The organism is Nocardia sp. XZ_19_369, from assembly GCF_015355715.1.
Classification (GTDB): domain Bacteria; phylum Actinomycetota; class Actinomycetes; order Mycobacteriales; family Mycobacteriaceae; genus Nocardia.
Genome location: NZ_JACVED010000005.1, coordinates 204,899 through 220,485 on the forward strand (window position 1 = coordinate 204,899; position 15,587 = coordinate 220,485).

Annotated in this window: 13 protein-coding genes; 7 read left to right on the plus strand and 6 right to left on the minus strand. The window is 68.5% G+C overall.

Annotated elements, in window-relative coordinates; all coding sequences use genetic code 11:
• Window positions 1-41 precede the first annotated feature (41 nt).
• The 3 genes from IBX18_RS19880 to IBX18_RS19890 all read left to right on the plus strand — a co-directional run bounded on the left by IBX18_RS19880 (window position 42) and on the right by IBX18_RS19890 (window position 6,108).
• Window positions 42-1,571 (plus strand): alpha/beta hydrolase, encoded by a 1,530-nt coding sequence (locus IBX18_RS19880; RefSeq protein ID WP_194835122.1) that lies wholly within the window; start codon window positions 42-44, stop codon window positions 1,569-1,571.
• Window positions 1,572-1,665: 94 nt separating this feature from the next.
• Window positions 1,666-3,006, plus strand: a complete 1,341-nt coding sequence (locus tag IBX18_RS19885; protein WP_107655058.1) for a glutamine synthetase family protein — start codon at window positions 1,666-1,668, stop codon at window positions 3,004-3,006.
• 78 nt (window positions 3,007-3,084) lie between these two features.
• Complete coding sequence (locus IBX18_RS19890) at window positions 3,085-6,108, plus strand: bifunctional [glutamine synthetase] adenylyltransferase/[glutamine synthetase]-adenylyl-L-tyrosine phosphorylase (RefSeq protein ID WP_194835123.1); 3,024 nt, start codon at window positions 3,085-3,087, stop codon at window positions 6,106-6,108.
• Between the two features lie 174 nt (window positions 6,109-6,282).
• Here the strand turns inward: IBX18_RS19890 and IBX18_RS19895 are convergent, their stop codons facing one another.
• Complete coding sequence (locus IBX18_RS19895; protein WP_194835124.1) at window positions 6,283-6,636, minus strand: helix-turn-helix domain-containing protein; 354 nt, start codon at window positions 6,634-6,636, stop codon at window positions 6,283-6,285.
• Between the two features lie 111 nt (window positions 6,637-6,747).
• On the opposite strand from IBX18_RS19895, the gene IBX18_RS19900 reads away from it, so the two are divergent.
• Together IBX18_RS19900 and IBX18_RS19905 are read left to right on the plus strand one after the other, a co-directional pair.
• On the plus strand, window positions 6,748-7,074 hold the full coding sequence (locus tag IBX18_RS19900; protein ID WP_107655061.1) for a hypothetical protein: 327 nt from the start codon (window positions 6,748-6,750) through the stop codon (window positions 7,072-7,074).
• A gap of 10 nt (window positions 7,075-7,084) precedes the next feature.
• Window positions 7,085-7,726 carry a cysteine hydrolase gene (locus tag IBX18_RS19905; protein ID WP_194835125.1) on the plus strand — a complete coding sequence of 214 codons (642 nt, stop codon included), beginning with the start codon at window positions 7,085-7,087 and terminating at the stop codon, window positions 7,724-7,726.
• 187 nt (window positions 7,727-7,913) lie between these two features.
• Here the strand turns inward: IBX18_RS19905 and IBX18_RS19910 are convergent, their stop codons facing one another.
• Window positions 7,914-8,192 (minus strand): hypothetical protein, encoded by a 279-nt coding sequence (locus tag IBX18_RS19910; RefSeq protein ID WP_194835126.1) that lies wholly within the window; start codon window positions 8,190-8,192, stop codon window positions 7,914-7,916.
• A gap of 110 nt (window positions 8,193-8,302) precedes the next feature.
• On the opposite strand from IBX18_RS19910, the gene IBX18_RS19915 reads away from it, so the two are divergent.
• Both IBX18_RS19915 and IBX18_RS19920 read left to right on the plus strand, forming a co-directional pair.
• Entirely contained in the window at window positions 8,303-9,247 is a 945-nt protein-coding gene (locus IBX18_RS19915; RefSeq protein ID WP_194835127.1) for an endonuclease/exonuclease/phosphatase family protein, read from the plus strand.
• A gap of 163 nt (window positions 9,248-9,410) precedes the next feature.
• Window positions 9,411-10,868 (plus strand): metallopeptidase, encoded by a 1,458-nt coding sequence (locus tag IBX18_RS19920; protein ID WP_373889208.1) that lies wholly within the window; start codon window positions 9,411-9,413, stop codon window positions 10,866-10,868.
• A 3-nt stretch (window positions 10,869-10,871) separates the two neighbouring features.
• On the opposite strand, the gene IBX18_RS19925 is transcribed toward IBX18_RS19920, so the two are convergent.
• Genes IBX18_RS19925 through IBX18_RS19940 form a run of 4 tightly spaced genes read right to left on the minus strand, consistent with a single transcriptional unit; the run spans window position 10,872 to window position 15,321 of the window.
• Window positions 10,872-11,324 carry a 6,7-dimethyl-8-ribityllumazine synthase gene (locus IBX18_RS19925; RefSeq protein WP_147137965.1) on the minus strand — a complete coding sequence of 151 codons (453 nt, stop codon included), beginning with the start codon at window positions 11,322-11,324 and terminating at the stop codon, window positions 10,872-10,874.
• 9 nt (window positions 11,325-11,333) lie between these two features.
• Window positions 11,334-12,281: an alpha/beta hydrolase gene (locus tag IBX18_RS19930; protein ID WP_194835128.1), complete on the minus strand. Its 948-nt coding sequence runs from the start codon at window positions 12,279-12,281 to the stop codon at window positions 11,334-11,336.
• On the minus strand, window positions 12,278-13,654 hold the full coding sequence (locus tag IBX18_RS19935) for a M20/M25/M40 family metallo-hydrolase (protein WP_194835129.1): 1,377 nt from the start codon (window positions 13,652-13,654) through the stop codon (window positions 12,278-12,280). The genes IBX18_RS19930 and IBX18_RS19935 overlap by 4 nt, the downstream gene beginning before the upstream one ends.
• Window positions 13,651-15,321: a CocE/NonD family hydrolase gene (locus tag IBX18_RS19940; protein ID WP_194835130.1), complete on the minus strand. Its 1,671-nt coding sequence runs from the start codon at window positions 15,319-15,321 to the stop codon at window positions 13,651-13,653. The genes IBX18_RS19935 and IBX18_RS19940 overlap by 4 nt, the downstream gene beginning before the upstream one ends.
• Window positions 15,322-15,587 lie beyond the last annotated feature (266 nt).

Consider the following 15,587-nt stretch of genomic DNA (forward strand, 5'->3'; position numbering starts at 1 on the left):
GCGTTGCGCGCGCCGAGCGCTCGAGCTGCCACTATCAGTGAATGGGTTTGGTTCGCAGTGGGCGCGGTGCGCTGATGGTGGCGGTGCTGGCGTTGGCGGCGGGGTGCACGATCGACGGCCATCCGACGGGGCCGATGCCGACGCCGCCTGCCGCGTTGGCGAAGTTCTACACACAGAACGTGGAGTGGGGTGGCTGCGCCGGGTTCGGGTCGCCGGATGACCGTTTCGCGCCCAATACGCAGTGCGCGCGGGTCAGTGTGCCGATCGATTACGCCGCCCCGGACGGGCCGACCGCGCAGATCGCCGTCTCGCGGATCAAGGCGACCGGTAAACGCATCGGTTCGCTGCTGATGAACCCCGGTGGTCCGGGGGAGTCCGGCCTGACCATGTCGGCGCTGGGCAACAAGACCCCGTTGGCCGAGCGCTTCGACCGGGTCGGCTTCGATCCGCGCGGGGTCGGCTCGTCGACGCCCGCCATCGTCTGCGAGACCGCGCAGGAGCAGGACGCCGAGCGCGCCGAGCCGCCGAAGGACAACACGCCCGAGGGCATCGCCGCGGCGGAGACCGAGAACCGCGAGTACGCGGACCGCTGCACCGAACGCACCGGCAAGGAGTTCCTCGCGCACGTCGGCACCCGCGAGGTGGTGCAGGACCTGGACGTGCTGCGCGCGGCGCTGGGCGACGCGAAGCTCAGCTACCTGGGTTACTCGTACGGCACCAAGATCGGGTCGGCGTACGCCGAGAAGTTCCCGGACCACGTTCGCGCCCTGGTTTTGGACGGCGCCATCGACTCCTCGCAGGACCCGGTGCAGGAGTCGCTGCGGCAGGCGGCGGGCTTCCAGAAGGTGTTCGACGCCTATGCCGCGAACTGCACCAGCAAGGCGGACTGCCCGCTCGGCACCGACAAGGCGCAGGCGGTGGATCGATTCCGCGCGCTGGTGAACCCGTTGTGGGGCAAGCCCGTATCGACCACCGACCCGCGTGGACTCAACTACGGTGACGCGCTCACCGGTGTGCGCCAGGCGCTCTACACCAACGAGCTGTGGCCGGTGCTCACCCTCGGCCTGTCCGAACTGCGCGACGGCCGCGGCGACACCCTGCTGCAACTGGCCGACCTCTACGACGGCCGCCGCGACGACGGCAGCTACAGCAACACCACCGACGCGTTCACCGCGATCCGCTGCGTGGACGATCCGCGCATCAGCGACCGCGCCATCACCGGCAAGCAGGACACCGAGTACCGCAAGGCGGCGCCGTTCCTGGACGACGGGCACGGCACCGGTGCGGCCCCGCTGGACCAGTGCACGGCCTGGCCGGTGCCGAACACCAGTGAGCCGCATCGGATCTCGGTGGCCGGGCTGCCGAAGACGGTGGTCGTGTCGACCACCGACGACCCGGCGACGCCGTACCAGGCGGGCGTGGACCTGGCGGACCAGCTGGGCGCCGACCTGGTGACCTACAAGGGCAGTCGGCACACCATCGCGCTGTCGGGTGGCTCGTCCTGCGTGGACGACGCGGTGATCGACTATCTGATCGACCTCACCGAGCCGGCGGCGGGCCTCACCTGCTGATCGAGCGGCGGGTAAGTCCTTTTCCCGCAACAAGCACAGCACACTCAGCGTGTATGTAACACGGATTTAACGCCGGGTGCTTACTCTCGCGGACATGGATCGCCAGAAGGAATTCGTGCTGCGGACGCTCGAAGAGCGGGATATCCGCTTCGTACGTCTCTGGTTCACCGACGTCTTGGGTTACCTGAAGTCAGTCGCGATTGCTCCCGCCGAGCTAGAGGGCGCTTTCGAGGAGGGTATCGGCTTCGACGGCTCGGCCATCGAGGGCTTCGCCAGGGTGTCGGAGGCCGACATGGTCGCCCGGCCCGATCCGTCCACCTTCCAGGTGCTGCCGTGGGCTACCAGCAAGGGCCACCAGCACTCCGCGCGCATGTTCTGCGACATCACCATGCCCGACGGCTCGCCGTCCTGGGCCGACCCGCGCCACGTGCTGCGCCGCCAGCTGAACAAGGCCGCCGACGTCGGGTTCAGCTGCTACGTGCACCCGGAGATCGAGTTCTTCCTGCTGGAGAACGGCCCGGTGGACGGCTCGCAGCCGATCCCGGCCGACTCCGGGGGCTTCTTCGACCAGGCCGTGCACGATTCGGCGCCGAACTTCCGCCGCCACGCGATCGACGCGCTGGAGTCGATGGGCATCTCGGTGGAGTTCAGCCACCACGAGGGCGCGCCGGGTCAGCAGGAGATCGACCTGCGCTACGCCGACGCGCTGTCCATGGCCGACAACGTGATGACCTTCCGCTACCTGATCAAGGAAGTCGGCATCGACGAGGGCGTGCGCGCGACGTTCATGCCCAAGCCGTTCGCCCAGTACCCGGGCTCGGCGATGCACACGCACATGAGCCTGTTCGAGGGCGAGGCCAACGCCTTCCACGATCCGGACGACCCGATCAACCTGTCGAGCACCGCGCGCGCCTTCATCGCGGGCATCCTGGAGCACGCGCCGGAGATCAGCGCGATCACCAACCAGTGGGTGAACTCCTACAAGCGGCTCATCCACGGCGGCGAAGCGCCGACCGCGGCCTCGTGGGGCCGGTCGAACCGGTCCGCGCTGGTGCGGGTGCCGATGTACACGCCGAACAAGTCCTCCTCGCGCCGGGTCGAGATCCGCAGCCCTGATTCGGCCTGCAACCCCTATCTGACCTTCGCCGTGCTGCTCGCGGCCGGTCTGCGGGGCATCGAGAAGGGCTACACGCTGCCCCCGGAGGCCGAGGACGACGTGTGGTCGCTGACCGTCGCCGAGCGGCGCGCGATGGGCTTCCGTGAGCTGCCCGGCACGCTGGACGAGGCGTTGCAGGCGATGGAGCGCTCCGAGCTGGTCGCCGAGACGCTCGGCGAGCACGTGTTCGACTTCTTCCTGCGCAACAAGCGCCGGGAGTGGGCGGACTACCGCAGCCAGGTGACGCCGTACGAACTCAAGGAATACCTCGGTCTGTAGCGAGGACCGCGTTTCCGCAACCGAATGTATGCCCGGCGGCGGGCGAGTCGTCGGTCCTGACCATGTAATTTGAGAGCTATGGTCCGGCCCCCGACTGCCCGCTCCGCTGTCCCCGGCGTCGGTCGGCTCGGGTTGCTCGAGCCCACCGCCGCTGCCTCGCTGCATGAATTGGGCTGGGACAACGTCGAAGCTATCCCCGTGCTCTGGGCGTTGTCGCGGGCGCCCGACGCCGACCTGGCGTTGAACACGCTGATCAAGCTGCGCGAGCGGCTCGAAACCGACTGGGACGAACTGGATTCGGCGATCCGCGCGGACACGGCGTTGCGCGGCAGGCTGTTCGCGCTGCTCGGCTCGTCCAGTGCGTTCGCCGATCATCTGGTAGTGGACCCTGCGGCCTGGCAGATTTTGCGGCGCAAGGGGCTACCGACGCGCGACGAGTTGATCGCCGATCTGCTCGACGCGGTGCATGCGATGCCGGAGCAGGGGCCGGAGGGCAGCTCCGCGACCGATGCGATGCTGTTCCGGGCCGGCGAGTCCGGGCCGGAGGTGGTCGCGCTGCTGCGTAAGCGGTACCGCGATCAGCTGATGTTGCTCGCGGCGCTCGATCTGGCGGCGACCGTCGAGAACGAACCGGTACTGCCGTACCAGGTGGTCGGCCGTCATCTCACCGCGCTGGCCGACGCCGCGCTCACCGCGGCACTGTCGGTGGCGGTGGCGAGGGTCTGCAAGGACGGCCCGGTGCCGGTGCGGCTCGCGGTGATCGCCATGGGTAAAAGCGGCGCGTGCGAGCTGAACTACGTCAGCGATGTCGACGTGGTGTTCGTCGCGGAACCCGCCGACGCCACCGCGACCCGGCTGGCGGCCGAGATGATGAGCGTCGCCAGCGCGGCCTTCTTCGAGGTGGACGCGGCGCTGCGGCCCGAGGGCAAGGCGGGCGCGCTGGTGCGCACGCTGGAGTCGCACGTCGCCTATTACAAGCGGTGGGCCCGGACCTGGGAATTCCAGGCATTGCTGAAGAACCGGCCGATGACCGGTGACCTGGCGCTCGGCGAGCAGTATCGGGCCGCGCTGATGCCGATGGTGTGGGCCGCCTCCGAGCGACCCGACTTCGTCGCCGACGTGCAGGCGATGCGCCGCCGGGTGGAAGACCTGGTGCCCGCCGACATGCGCGAGCGTGAACTGAAATTGGGCCACGGCAGCCTGCGCGACGTCGAATTCGCCGTCCAGCTCCTGCAATTGGTGCACGGCCGGGTGGACGAGTCGCTGCACGTGCAGGGCACCGTCGAGGCGCTCACCGCGCTGGCCGCGGGCGGTTACGTCGGACGCGACGATGCCGCGAATCTCACTGCCTCCTATGAGTTCTTGCGTCTGCTCGAACACCGCCTGCAACTGCAACGGCTGCGGCGCACACACACCCTGCCCGCCGCGGACGACGAAGAGGGCATGCGCTGGCTGGCCCGTGCCGCGCACATCCGGCCGGACGGCAGGCAGGACGCGGTCGGTGTGCTGGCCAGCGAGATCCGGCGAAACTCCGTGCGGGTGCGGCGATTACACGCCAAGCTGTTCTACCGGCCGCTGCTGGAATCCGTGGTCAAGCTGGAGCCCGACGCGCTGCGGCTGAGTCCCGACGCGGCGATCCGGCAGTTGGCCGCGCTGGGTTACCAGGCGCCCGAGCACGCCCTCGGCCACCTCAAGGCGCTCACCGGTGGGGTCTCCCGCAAGGGTCGGATCCAGGCGTTGCTGCTGCCGACGCTGCTCGAATGGCTCGGCGACACACCGAATCCCGACGCGGGCCTGCTCGCCTACCGGCGGGTGTCCGAGGGGCTCGACGACCAGATCTGGTTCCTGCGCGAACTGCGCGACGAGGGCGCCATCGCGCAGCGGTTGATGATCGTGCTCGGCTCCTCGGAGTACCTGCCCGATCTGCTGATCAACGCGCCGGACACCATCCGCATGTATGCCGACGGGCCCGGCGGTCCGCTGCTGCTCAGCCCGCAGGCCGAAGACGTCGCGCGCGGCATCATGACCGCCGCCGCCCGCTACGACGACCCGAAACGCGCTGTCGCCGCGGCACGTTCGTTGCGTCGGCACGAGCTGGCCCGGGTGGCCTCGGCGGATCTGCTCGGGATGCTCGACGTCAAACAGGTGTGCCGGGCCCTGTCCTCGGTGTGGGTCGCGGTGCTGGAAGCCTCACTCACAGCGGTGATTCGGGCGAGCGAGGCCGAGCGCGGCGGCCCCGCGCCCGCCGATATCGCGGTGATCGGCATGGGCCGTCTCGGCGGTATGGAACTCGGTTACGGGTCCGACGCCGACGTCCTGTTCGTCTGCGACCCCCGGCCCGGCGAGGACGAGGCCAAGGCCGTGAAGTGGGCGATCAACGTCGCCGACAAGGTGCAGCAGCTGCTCGGTGCACCGAGTACCGACCCGCCGTTGCAGGTGGACGCCGGGCTGCGGCCCGAGGGACGCAACGGCCCCCTGGTCCGCACGCTGGCCGCCTATGCCGCCTACTACCAGTCGTGGGCGCAGCCGTGGGAGGTGCAGGCGCTGCTGCGGGCCCATCAGGTCGCCGGCGATCAGCAGCTGGGTCTGCGCTTCCTGCACGTCATCGACAAGGTGCGCTACCCCAAGGGCGGGGTGTCGACCGAGGCGGTGCGCGAGATCCGCCGGATCAAGGCCCGGATCGACGCCGAACGACTACCCCGCAACGCCAACCCGGCCACCCACACCAAGCTCGGCCGCGGCGGTCTCGCCGACATCGAGTGGACGGTCCAGCTGATGCAGCTGCGCCACGCCCACGAGGTGATCGGACTGCACAACACCTCGACGCTGGAGTCGCTCAACGTCATCGAGCAGACCGAGCTGCTCGACGCCGCCGATGTCGCGCTGCTGCGCGACGCCTGGCTCACCGCGACCAAGGCGCGCAACGCGCTGGTGCTGGTGCGCGGCAAGCCCGCCGATCAGTTGCCCGGTCCGGGGCGGCTGCTGTCCGCTGTTGCGCGGGTGGCGGGTTGGCCGAACGACGATGGTAGCGAGTTCCTCGATCACTACATGCGGGTGACGCGGCGGGCGAAAGCAGTGGTGGAGCGCGTTTTTGGGGAGTGAGGGCGCGGAGTTCGCGGTCAGTGTGTCGAGGGCGTCGACCCTCGGGATGCGGTGTGCCGGAACGCGCGCCAGCGAGTAGTCCGCGACGCCGCACTCTTTCTCGGGAGACGCACCTGCTGTAGGGGCCCGAAGACAGTGCGCATCCCGAGAGTCAGTGCGGATTAAGGCACGGAGCTAGTTCGCTACCGAAGGCGCGGGCTCGATGCGGAGACCTGTTCGCTCGGCGCGTTTTTCGCCCCACTCGTAGAGGGCGGTCAGGGCGGGGACGAGGCTCCACCCTTCGTCGGTGAGCTCGTATTCGACCTGCGGGGGCACCGTGTCGAAGACGGTGCGGCGCACCAATCCGTCGGCTTCCAGTTCCCGCAGCTGCTGCACGAGCATTTTCTCGCTGGTGGTCGGCATCGCGCGGCGCAGCTCCCCGTACCGGCGCACACCTTCCTTGAGGTGGGCGAGGATCACCGGCTTCCATTTGCCGCCGATGAGGTCGACGGTAACCTCCACCGCGCAGTGGTAGCGCTTGTCCGGCATCTGCTCGCCTCCGGGTACTCACCAAAAAGTGCGTTCTTGTAACACTGTAATCATCGCGATTCCATGGACGGCGTACGCATTCGCTACCTCAGACATGGAGCCCGAATTCCTATGAAGGTCATCGTTTTCGACCGTTTCAAGCCAGGCGTGACGTTGGAGACCATCAACCCGTACCTGCCCGAGGAGGTCGCCAATGTGTGGCGGCTGTGGAAGGCTGGCATCGTGCGGGAGAACTACGCGCGCGCCGACGAACCCGGCGTCGTGATCGTGTTCGAGGTGGACAGCGTCGAGCAGGCGCAGCGGTATGTCGCCGACTTCCCGCTCACCAAGGCGGGTTACCTGGAGTGGACCTATGTTCCGGTGCAGGCGCCGCTGCCGCTGGAGGCGCTGATGGATCCGAAAGTCGACGTCGCCGAGCCCTACGACCGGACCAAGTAAGGACGCAGCCGTGCGCAATGCCTTCGGCCTCAGCATTCCGCAAACCGTCGCCGACGCCTGCGATCCCAGGCGGATGGCGGTAGTGATCTACGACATGCAGGTGGGCATCGTCGGACAGATCCCCGACGGTGACAAGATCGTGCGCACCTGTGTGCAACTCCGAGATGCCGCGCGCGCCGGTGGTTTTCGGGTCTTCTACACCCGGCACATGTCGCTGCCGATCGCCGCATCCGGCGTCGCGCAGCTGCGGACCGCCATGCAATGGCAGCGGGTGGACGACCCGAATGAGCTGCGCTCCAGCTTCCCCCAGGGCTCGCCGCAATATCAGCTCATCCCGGAGCTGACACCCGACGCCGACGAGATGGTCTTCGACAAGATCACCATGTCCGCGTTCGCGGCGACACCGCTCGATATCGCGTTGCGCGACTGCGGGATCGACAGCTACGCCATCGCGGGCATCGCCATGGAGGTCGGCATCGAACCGACGGTCCGGCACAGTCTGGACCTCGGGTATCTGCCGATCATGGTCACCGACGCGTGCGGGGCCGGGCATCCGGCGGCGGCCGAAAGGGCCTACGCGACACTGGAATTCGCGGGCGGCTCGCTCACCACCGATACCGCCGCCTTGGTCGAGCTGATGACGCCGCGCTGACTGCCCGCCGCACCCTCGTGGGCCGTCCGTTGATCTCGAGCGGTGACCACCAGCTACGCGGCAAGTAGGGCCGGCTGCGCACCCCGGTGGCGGCACCGCACGGCGCGCAATATGACTTGGTGGCATGGGGAATGCGCGAGGTACCGGCGGCACGACCAGCAGCCGGAACGCTCGAGCAGATAGCGGATTAGGCGCCGGTGAGTTCCTGGAACCGGTCGACGAAGACGCGGATCGCCTGCCGGTCTTCGTCGAGCTCGGGACGGTGGCCGTGCTCAGCGGTCACCGTCACCGTGCTGCCCGCTCGCAATCGCAGCACGTCCCCGCACGATGGCAGTAAGGGGGCATGCACGCTGCGCCCATTGCAGCTGACGGTGATGCGCGAGGTGTAGCCGATCATCCCGACGAGGAGCTCTTCGGCGCTCTCGGCCGTGAGTGGGCCCGCGATGCGAAACTCTTCGACGTACATCGGGCCTCCAGCGTGTCGTTCGCGCCCAGTTTATGCGGTCGATCATGAACCGCACGAGAACCGCACGGTCGGCACACAGCATCTCCACACCTCCCGCATAGGGTCGGGGCATGCCGAAATGGTTGGAGCGGGTGGTGCTCGGGGTGGGTTGGTGCGCGCTGACGGCGGGAGTCGTCGGGGTTGTGCTGCATTTCGGGGCCTGGCAGCAAAAGTTACTGGTCTTGGTTGCGTCGGGGGCGTCCTATCTGATGGTGGGCGCGCTCGTCGCGCTGGTGTTCTTCCTGATCGCCAGGGGCTGGCGTAGTGCGGGGATAGCCGGGGTGCTGGTGGGGGTGGTGCTGTGGACGTTGGCGCCCGCGTTCCTGCCTGCGGGGCGGGCGGCGAGCGGGCCCGAGGTCACCGTGCTGCAGTCCAACCTGCTGTTCGGGAAGGCGGACCTCGACGCGGTGGTGCGGGCGGTGCGCGACAACAACGTCGACGTGCTGACCGTGAACGAGTTGACCAACGCCGCCGTCGACCGGCTGGCCGCAGCGGAACTCGGTGCGCTGCTGCCGTATTCGTATCTGCAGCCGACCGCCGACGGCGGTGGCGGCACCGGCATCTACAGCCGATACCCGTTGCGCGACACCAAGAAATACGACGGCTTCATCCTGAACCAGGTGTCCGCGACGATGGATCATCCCGAGCGCGGACCGATCGCCGTGTTCGCCTTCCATCCGATTCCGCCGCCGTTGAACTTCGCGGACTGGCTCGTGGAGATGCGCCGGATCCGCGAAATCCTCGACGCGCAACAGGGACCCGCGATCGTCGGCGCGGATTTCAACGCGACCCGCGATCACGCGGCGTATCGCGAACTGCTGCACGGCCGCTTCGACGCCGCAGCCGACCAGGCGGGTGCCGGGCTGCTGCTGACGTTCCCGGACGACCGGCGGTGGGGCCCGATCATCGGCATCGATCACGTCCTGCTCGCCGACGCCACGGCGCAGGAAGTGCGGACGTTCAGCGTCCCCGGCTCCGATCATCGGGCCTTGCTCGTGCGCGCTCGGTTGAATTGAGTTCGCGGGCAAGGGCAGTGACGGTCGGGTAACTCTCGGCCGTTCGTTGCTACGCGCGCGGGGTACTCGGCGATTATCGTGGGAATGCTCGGTGTATCGACAGCTGTACTGCTCCGGGCCCTCGCACGCGTCGGGCGTGCACGGTACTCGGGGAGGCCCGTGAATGATGCGTACACAACGACTGCGGTTCGGTGTGGTCGCCGTGCTAGCGCTGTTCGGCGCGGTACTGGCCGGCTGCGGGCAGGGCGTGCAGATCCCGCCTACCCCGACCACCAAGGCGCCATCCACCGAAACCGACTGGGAAGTAGCCGGTTCGATGACGGCCACCGGTCCGAACGGCCCACGCACGGGCGTGCCGGACGCGCCGCTCACCGCGATCAACGGTGACGGCGGCAGGTACGACAAGCTCGCGCTCAACTCCCTCGCCGACCTGCAGGAGTTCTGGACGGCGGCGTACCCGGAGAACTTCCCCGGCACCTTCACCCCGGTATCCGAGTTCTACTCCTGGGACGCGAAGGCGCCCCGGCAGCAGGCGATCGAGTTCTGCAGCGAGAGCACCTATCACGTGGTGAACGCCGCTTATTGCAGCGCCGGCCACACCATCGGCTGGGATCGCGGCGTGCTGATGCCCGCGGTGGCGGAGAAGTTCGGCGAGATGGCCGTGGTGATGGTGCTCGCGCACGAATACGGCCACGCCATTCAGCGGCAGGCCAGGCTCGCCGGTCTGCGGACACCGACGCTGGTGCTGGAGCAACAGGCCGACTGCCTCGCCGGAGTGTTCTTACGCCATGTGGCCGAGGGGGATTCGGCGCACTTCACCTTGAACACCACCGACGGACTCAACGCCGTCCTCGGTGCCACGGTGGCCATCCGGGATCAGGATCCGAGCGATCCCAGCAATGCGCACGGGTCGGCGTTCGAGCGGGTGACGGCCGTGCAGATCGGCTATTCCGATGGCGCGCAAGGCTGTAAGACGCTCACCACGCAGCAGATCGCGCAGCGCCGCGGCAAGTTGCCCGTCACATTCGAACCGGGTGAGCAGTTCCTGCCGCAACTTCCGGTGACCGTGCCCTCGCTGCAGAGCGTGAGCCAGGTTCTGGCCAGGATCTTCCCGCTCAGCACGCCGCCCCGGTTCGACTATTCGGGGGTGGTGCGGGACTGTGCGAATGCCACTGCTACCGAACCGGTTTCGTACTGTCCCGGCACGAACACGATCGGCACCGCGGTGCCTGCCCTGGCCGGCCGCGGTGCGCCGACCAAGGACGGCCTGGATCCGCTCTCGGCGGCGGTGAACGGAGACTACAACGCCTTCGTCATCTTCGTGTCGCGGTATGTCCTTGCGGTGCAACATGATCGCAAGCTCGGCTTGACCGGTGCGGAGACCGCGGGGCTGCGCACCGCCTGCCTGTCCGGTGTGGTGACCACCGCGCTGAGCGAGCCGGGCAGCGACCCGCGCCTGTCGGCGGGCGACCTCGACGAGGCCGTCTCTGAGCTGCTCAGCGAGGGGCGCACCGCCAGTGACGTCAACGGCAAGGCGGTACCGAGCGGATATCAACGGGTGGAGGCCTTCCGCACCGGCGTGCTGGAAGGTGAAGAGGCCTGCTTGTCGCGCTACAAGTAGGCGCTACACCGGCAGCGACCGCAGCGCGGCGAGGGTGGTCGCCACCGCACGGGCGGCCTCGGCGCCCTTGGTCACGAAGTGTTCGGTGAAGTACGTGACGTGCTCGCTGTGCTCGTGGAAGTGGTGCGGCGTGAGCACCACCGAGAACACCGGCACGTCGGTGTCCAGCTGCACCCGCATGAGTCCGTCGATCACCGCGGACGCCACGAAATCGTGCCGGTAGATTCCGCCGTCCACGACCAGTGCCGCCGCGACGACTGCCGCGTACCTGCCCGAGCGCGCGAGACGCTGGGCGTGCAGCGGGATCTCGAACGCGCCGGGCACCTCGAACATCTCGACGGCGGCCGGGTCGTAGCCGAGCTCGGCGTACTCGGCGGTGAAGCCCTCGTAGGCCTTGCCGACGATCGAGCTGTGCCAGCTGGCGCGGATGAACGCGACGGATCCGGTGGTTCCCATCCCCGAATCTTACTTACCGGTAACGTGCGCTTCCAGCCAGTCCACCACGTCGCCGAGCACCTTGTCCTTCTCGGGTTCGTTGAAGATCTCGTGGTAGAGGCCGTCGTAGCGGATCACGGTGAGATCCTTCGAGCCCGCGCCCCGCTCGATGAGATCGGTGCTGGACGGGGCGGCGATCGCGTCCGCGGTGCCGTGCAGCGCCAGCACCGGCACGGTGAGCTGCGCCAGCCGCTCCTTGACGAGGAACGTGGTGTTCAGGATCTCGGCGGCGGTGCGGGCGGGCAGCTTGCCCCGATACACCAGCGGGTCGTTGTCGTAGGCGCGGATCACCTCGGGGTCGCGGCTGATCTGCGACGAATCCAGTTTGAGCACACCGAGATTCGGGGTCAATCGGGTCAATACCGGGGCGAGCGCGCGTTGGGCGGGGTTGCCCGCCGAGATGTCCAGCGGCGGAGCGGAAACCACGATGCCCGCCACATCGATCGGCCTGCGGGTAGCCAGGTGCAGCACGATGAGGCTGCCCATCGAGTGGCCGACCAGGAAGCGGGGGACGTCGGGGTGTTCGCGGGTCGCGATGTCGAGCATGGCGGCCACGTTGTCGGCGGCGCCGTCCAGCGAGCCGATATTGGCCTTGCTGCCCGCGGACTTGCCGTGGCCGATGTGGTCGAGCGCGTAGACCGCGAATTCGGCGGCGGCGAGGCGCTGGCCGACGTGGGTGTAGCGGCCGGAGTGTTCGGCGACGCCGTGCACGAGGACGATCACGCCGCGTGCGGGGGTGTCGGGGAGCCAGGCGCGCCAGGCGACGCCGCTGCCGGTGCCGTCGAATCGGCCGGCCCGGGTGTGGATCTGCGGCTGCGGATCGCCGAGAGCCGTCGGCTGCGTGGTGTCGTCGGCCGTCTGCGGCTCGGTGTCGGCCTGCGGTTCGGCGTCGCCACTGGCCTTCGGCTCGGTCGTCATGCATCGGCTCCTGAGGTCGGCGGCGCGGTGGCCGACGGCTGCGCGAACTGCGCGATCAGCCGCCGGTTGAACTCGATGAGTCGAGCGTAGTTGACCAGGGAGAGCCGCTCGTCGGTTCCGTGGATCGATGCGATATCGCGTGCGCCGAGCACGATCGGGGCGAAGTTGCAGCGGGTGCCCGCGAGGTCGTGGTAGTGCCGCGAGTCGGTGGCGCCGGGCACGATGCCGGTGGTGACGACGACGCCGGGGACGATGGACCGCGCGATATCGGCGATCATGTCGAACGCCGGGCCCGGTGCGGCGTGCACCGTCGGCTCGGACGCCATGCCCTCCGCTTCGATCCGAACGCCTTTGTCGCGCACCACCTTCCGGCAATGCGCGAGCACCGATTGGACCGAATCGCCGGGCAGGATGCGGAAATTGACGAAGGCCTCGGCATGCTGGGGCAGCACGTTCGCCTTCACCCCGCCCCGGATCACCGTGGGGGCGGTGGTGGTGCGCACCATCGCCTCGGTCTGCGGCCGCAGCGCCATCACCCGGGTGATCAGCGGTGCGGCGATACCGGCCAGGCCGAGCAGCCTGCTGCGCGACGCGGGCATCGCGTGCCGCAACCTGGCCAGCATGTCGGCGGTCACCGGCGTCATCCGCAACGGCATCGGATGATCCTGGATGCGGCTCACCGCGCGCGCGATCCGGCCGACCGCCGTCTGCTTGCCCGGCATGGACGAATGCCCGCCGACCTCGCTGACCGACAGTTGCACGGTCGCATAACCCTTTTCGCCGAGCATGATGCTGGCGACCGGCCGCTCGACCCCCTCGGCGACGCCCTCGGTGATCATGCCGCCCTCGTCGAGCAGCAGGTCGGCCTGTACACCGTCGCGACGAAGGCGGTCGGCCATGTGCATCGCGCCGGTGTCGCCGAACACCTCCTCGTCGTGGCCGAAAGCCAGGAATATGGTGTGCCGCGGGCGAACTCCCGCCGCCAGCGCCGCCTCGACCGCCTCCAGGATCGCCAGCAGCCTGCTCTTGTCGTCGATCGCGCCACGGCCCCAGATGAATTCGTCATCGACCACGCCCGCGAACGGGGGATGGGTCCAGCGCTGCGGGTCGTCCACCGGCACCACATCCTGGTGTGCGAGCAGGATCGCGGAGACGCGCTCGGGCTCGACGCCGGGCCAGCGGTAGAGCCTGCTGTAGCCGAATCGCTCCAGCTCGAGCTCGGCGTGTACCCGCGGAAAAGATTGCTCGAGGTGTGCGGAAAGTTGCGTGAAGGCCGCGTCGTCGACGTGGTTCGGATCGTCGGTGGACACGGTGACGCACCGTATTGCGGCGGCGAGGCGCTCTGCGGTGCGGTGGTCGACGGGGTCCGTCATCGGGCACCGGTGCGGTTCGGCAAATTCATGGACACCGTCGCATTGTTCAGCATGGCGGGGGAGAGGGGGATGGTCTTCTCGTTTCGCCACTTCACGATGCCCTCGGTGACGCCGCCGACGAGGTCCGGCGTGCGGGTCCCGGTCAGCAGGGGGAGCTCGATGCGCGCCTCGGTGACGGTGACCTGGGCGAAGGCGGGCGTGTGCGACCAGACGTCGTCGACGACGTCGGTGACGCGCACGCCGATCCGGTGGCCCGCCGCGATCGGCCAATCCTGGGCCAGCAGGCGGACTTCGGCGGTGTCGCCGCCGACGGGTGCGATGCCGCGGGTGATGACGGTGGCTTGGTTGTCGGGCGCGATGTCGTAGAGCTCCACCGCGACAGTGGCATTGGCCGGACCGTTCACCCGCAGCGACGCCGACGGCATGCCGGACAGGTGCTGGGCCTGCGCCAAAGGTTCGGAGACGGACCAGAATTCGCGATCCGGGCCGGGCAGCAGGCCGCGGTCGGTGTAGCCGCCGGGGCGCAGCTCCACCGGTACTCGGGCGGCATCGGCGGGCGGCCATGCGGTTTCGGCGCGCCAGTTGCCGTCGAACTGGCCCACCGTGATCCGCGGGCCGGGTACCTGCACATCACGGCCCGCGACATGCTTGTCGAAGAAGGCGAGCAGCTCGGTATCGAAATGCGGTGTGCCGCACTTGTCGTGGCAGGTGCGGTGGCCCCACTGGCCGAACCACGCCTTGTGTTCGCCCGGGCCGAGGCCGTTCCACAGGTCGAACACGCGGTAGGCGCGGGTGTTGTAGTCGACGAAGCCCTGGCCGAGGAAGAGCGGAATCGTGTTGCCGCGCAATGGGCCGACCAGATCGCGGTCGCGCCAGAAGGGGGAGTTGCCGTCGTGGTTGGTCATGTCGGCCAGGTACTGCTGGTAGCACTGCATCGGCAGTTGCGCCGCAGCGGCTTGGTATTCGGGTGAATCCTCCGGGCGGGCCGGGGTCGACGCGATCAGCAGGTGCTCCAGCCCCGCGAGATCGGCTGGGCGCACGCCGTTCTCGGTGATCGGCTTGCCCGAGAACTTCCACGAGATGCCCTGCATGTACAGGTAGGAGTACGGGTCCACCACCGGCTCGAACGACGCGACCGCCGCCAGGCCCTTCGGCTTCGTCGCCAGCCCCATCAACCCGGTCCATGCCTCGTAGGAGACGCCGAACATGCCCACCTTGCCCGTGGACCACGGTTGGTTCGCGGCCCACTCCACCGCGGTCGCGACGTCGGATCGCTCGCCGGGGCCGCCGAAATCCGGGCAGCCGGTCGAGCCGCCGAAACCACGCAGATCGACGACCACGTAGGTGTAGCCGGCGCGCAGGAACATGTCCGCCTGCAAGTTGTCGGTGGACGGTCCGCCGCGCAGCCGGGGCTCACTCAGGTACGCCAGGTGGGCACGGTACGGACTGACCGTGAGGACAACCGGGGTGCGTACGTCGTCGGCGATACCCGCCGGACGCAAAATGTCCGCGTGCAGCCGAGTGCCGTCCGGCGCATCGAGAAACGCCTGCCGCCACTGGAACGGCTCCGACAGCGGCTCGGCCCCCGCCGTCACCGGCGTGGTCACAGCCAACAGCAGCAACAGCCCGCACAGGGCGCGCACCAGGCCCGTTCGTTCGCTCACCATAGGACTATCGAGTGTGCCCGGACGACCGTCCAGCCCCCGGAACCGGGGTGGTCTGTTGGTGGGGGTTCCCGAAGAGCGCAGCCGATGCGGTTTGTCGGATGGTCGGTGCAGCTGTGCGCGGCGGTCCACCAGGTTGCCGCCTCGATCTGGGGCGGAGTCTCAGTAGCTACACGGTCGCGCCGGGTGGCGTTGCCGGTCGAGCTGTGCGCGTTGCGGTTGCGGAACGCCGGGCAACCTCGGGTGGTCTGCTGGAGTCTCGTCGGGCC

What these genes read in the sequence shown, in the direction of transcription:
- IBX18_RS19915 (WP_194835127.1), top strand. Translation starts at nt 8,303, where the DNA reads ATGCCGAAATGGTTGGAGCGGGTGGTGCTCGGGGTGGGTTGGTGCGCG.
- IBX18_RS19935 (WP_194835129.1), bottom strand. Translation starts at nt 13,654, where the DNA reads ATGACGGACCCCGTCGACCACCGCACCGCAGAGCGCCTCGCCGCCGCA.
- IBX18_RS19895 (WP_194835124.1), bottom strand. Translation starts at nt 6,636, where the DNA reads ATGCCGGACAAGCGCTACCACTGCGCGGTGGAGGTTACCGTCGACCTC.
- IBX18_RS19900 (WP_107655061.1), top strand. Translation starts at nt 6,748, where the DNA reads ATGAAGGTCATCGTTTTCGACCGTTTCAAGCCAGGCGTGACGTTGGAG.
- IBX18_RS19940 (WP_194835130.1), bottom strand. Translation starts at nt 15,321, where the DNA reads ATGGTGAGCGAACGAACGGGCCTGGTGCGCGCCCTGTGCGGGCTGTTG.
- IBX18_RS19890 (WP_194835123.1), top strand. Translation starts at nt 3,085, where the DNA reads ATGGTCCGGCCCCCGACTGCCCGCTCCGCTGTCCCCGGCGTCGGTCGG.
- IBX18_RS19930 (WP_194835128.1), bottom strand. Translation starts at nt 12,281, where the DNA reads ATGACGACCGAGCCGAAGGCCAGTGGCGACGCCGAACCGCAGGCCGAC.
- IBX18_RS19925 (WP_147137965.1), bottom strand. Translation starts at nt 11,324, where the DNA reads ATGGGAACCACCGGATCCGTCGCGTTCATCCGCGCCAGCTGGCACAGC.
- IBX18_RS19880 (WP_194835122.1), top strand. Translation starts at nt 42, where the DNA reads ATGGGTTTGGTTCGCAGTGGGCGCGGTGCGCTGATGGTGGCGGTGCTG.
- IBX18_RS19885 (WP_107655058.1), top strand. Translation starts at nt 1,666, where the DNA reads ATGGATCGCCAGAAGGAATTCGTGCTGCGGACGCTCGAAGAGCGGGAT.
- IBX18_RS19920 (WP_373889208.1), top strand. Translation starts at nt 9,411, where the DNA reads ATGATGCGTACACAACGACTGCGGTTCGGTGTGGTCGCCGTGCTAGCG.
- IBX18_RS19910 (WP_194835126.1), bottom strand. Translation starts at nt 8,192, where the DNA reads ATGTACGTCGAAGAGTTTCGCATCGCGGGCCCACTCACGGCCGAGAGC.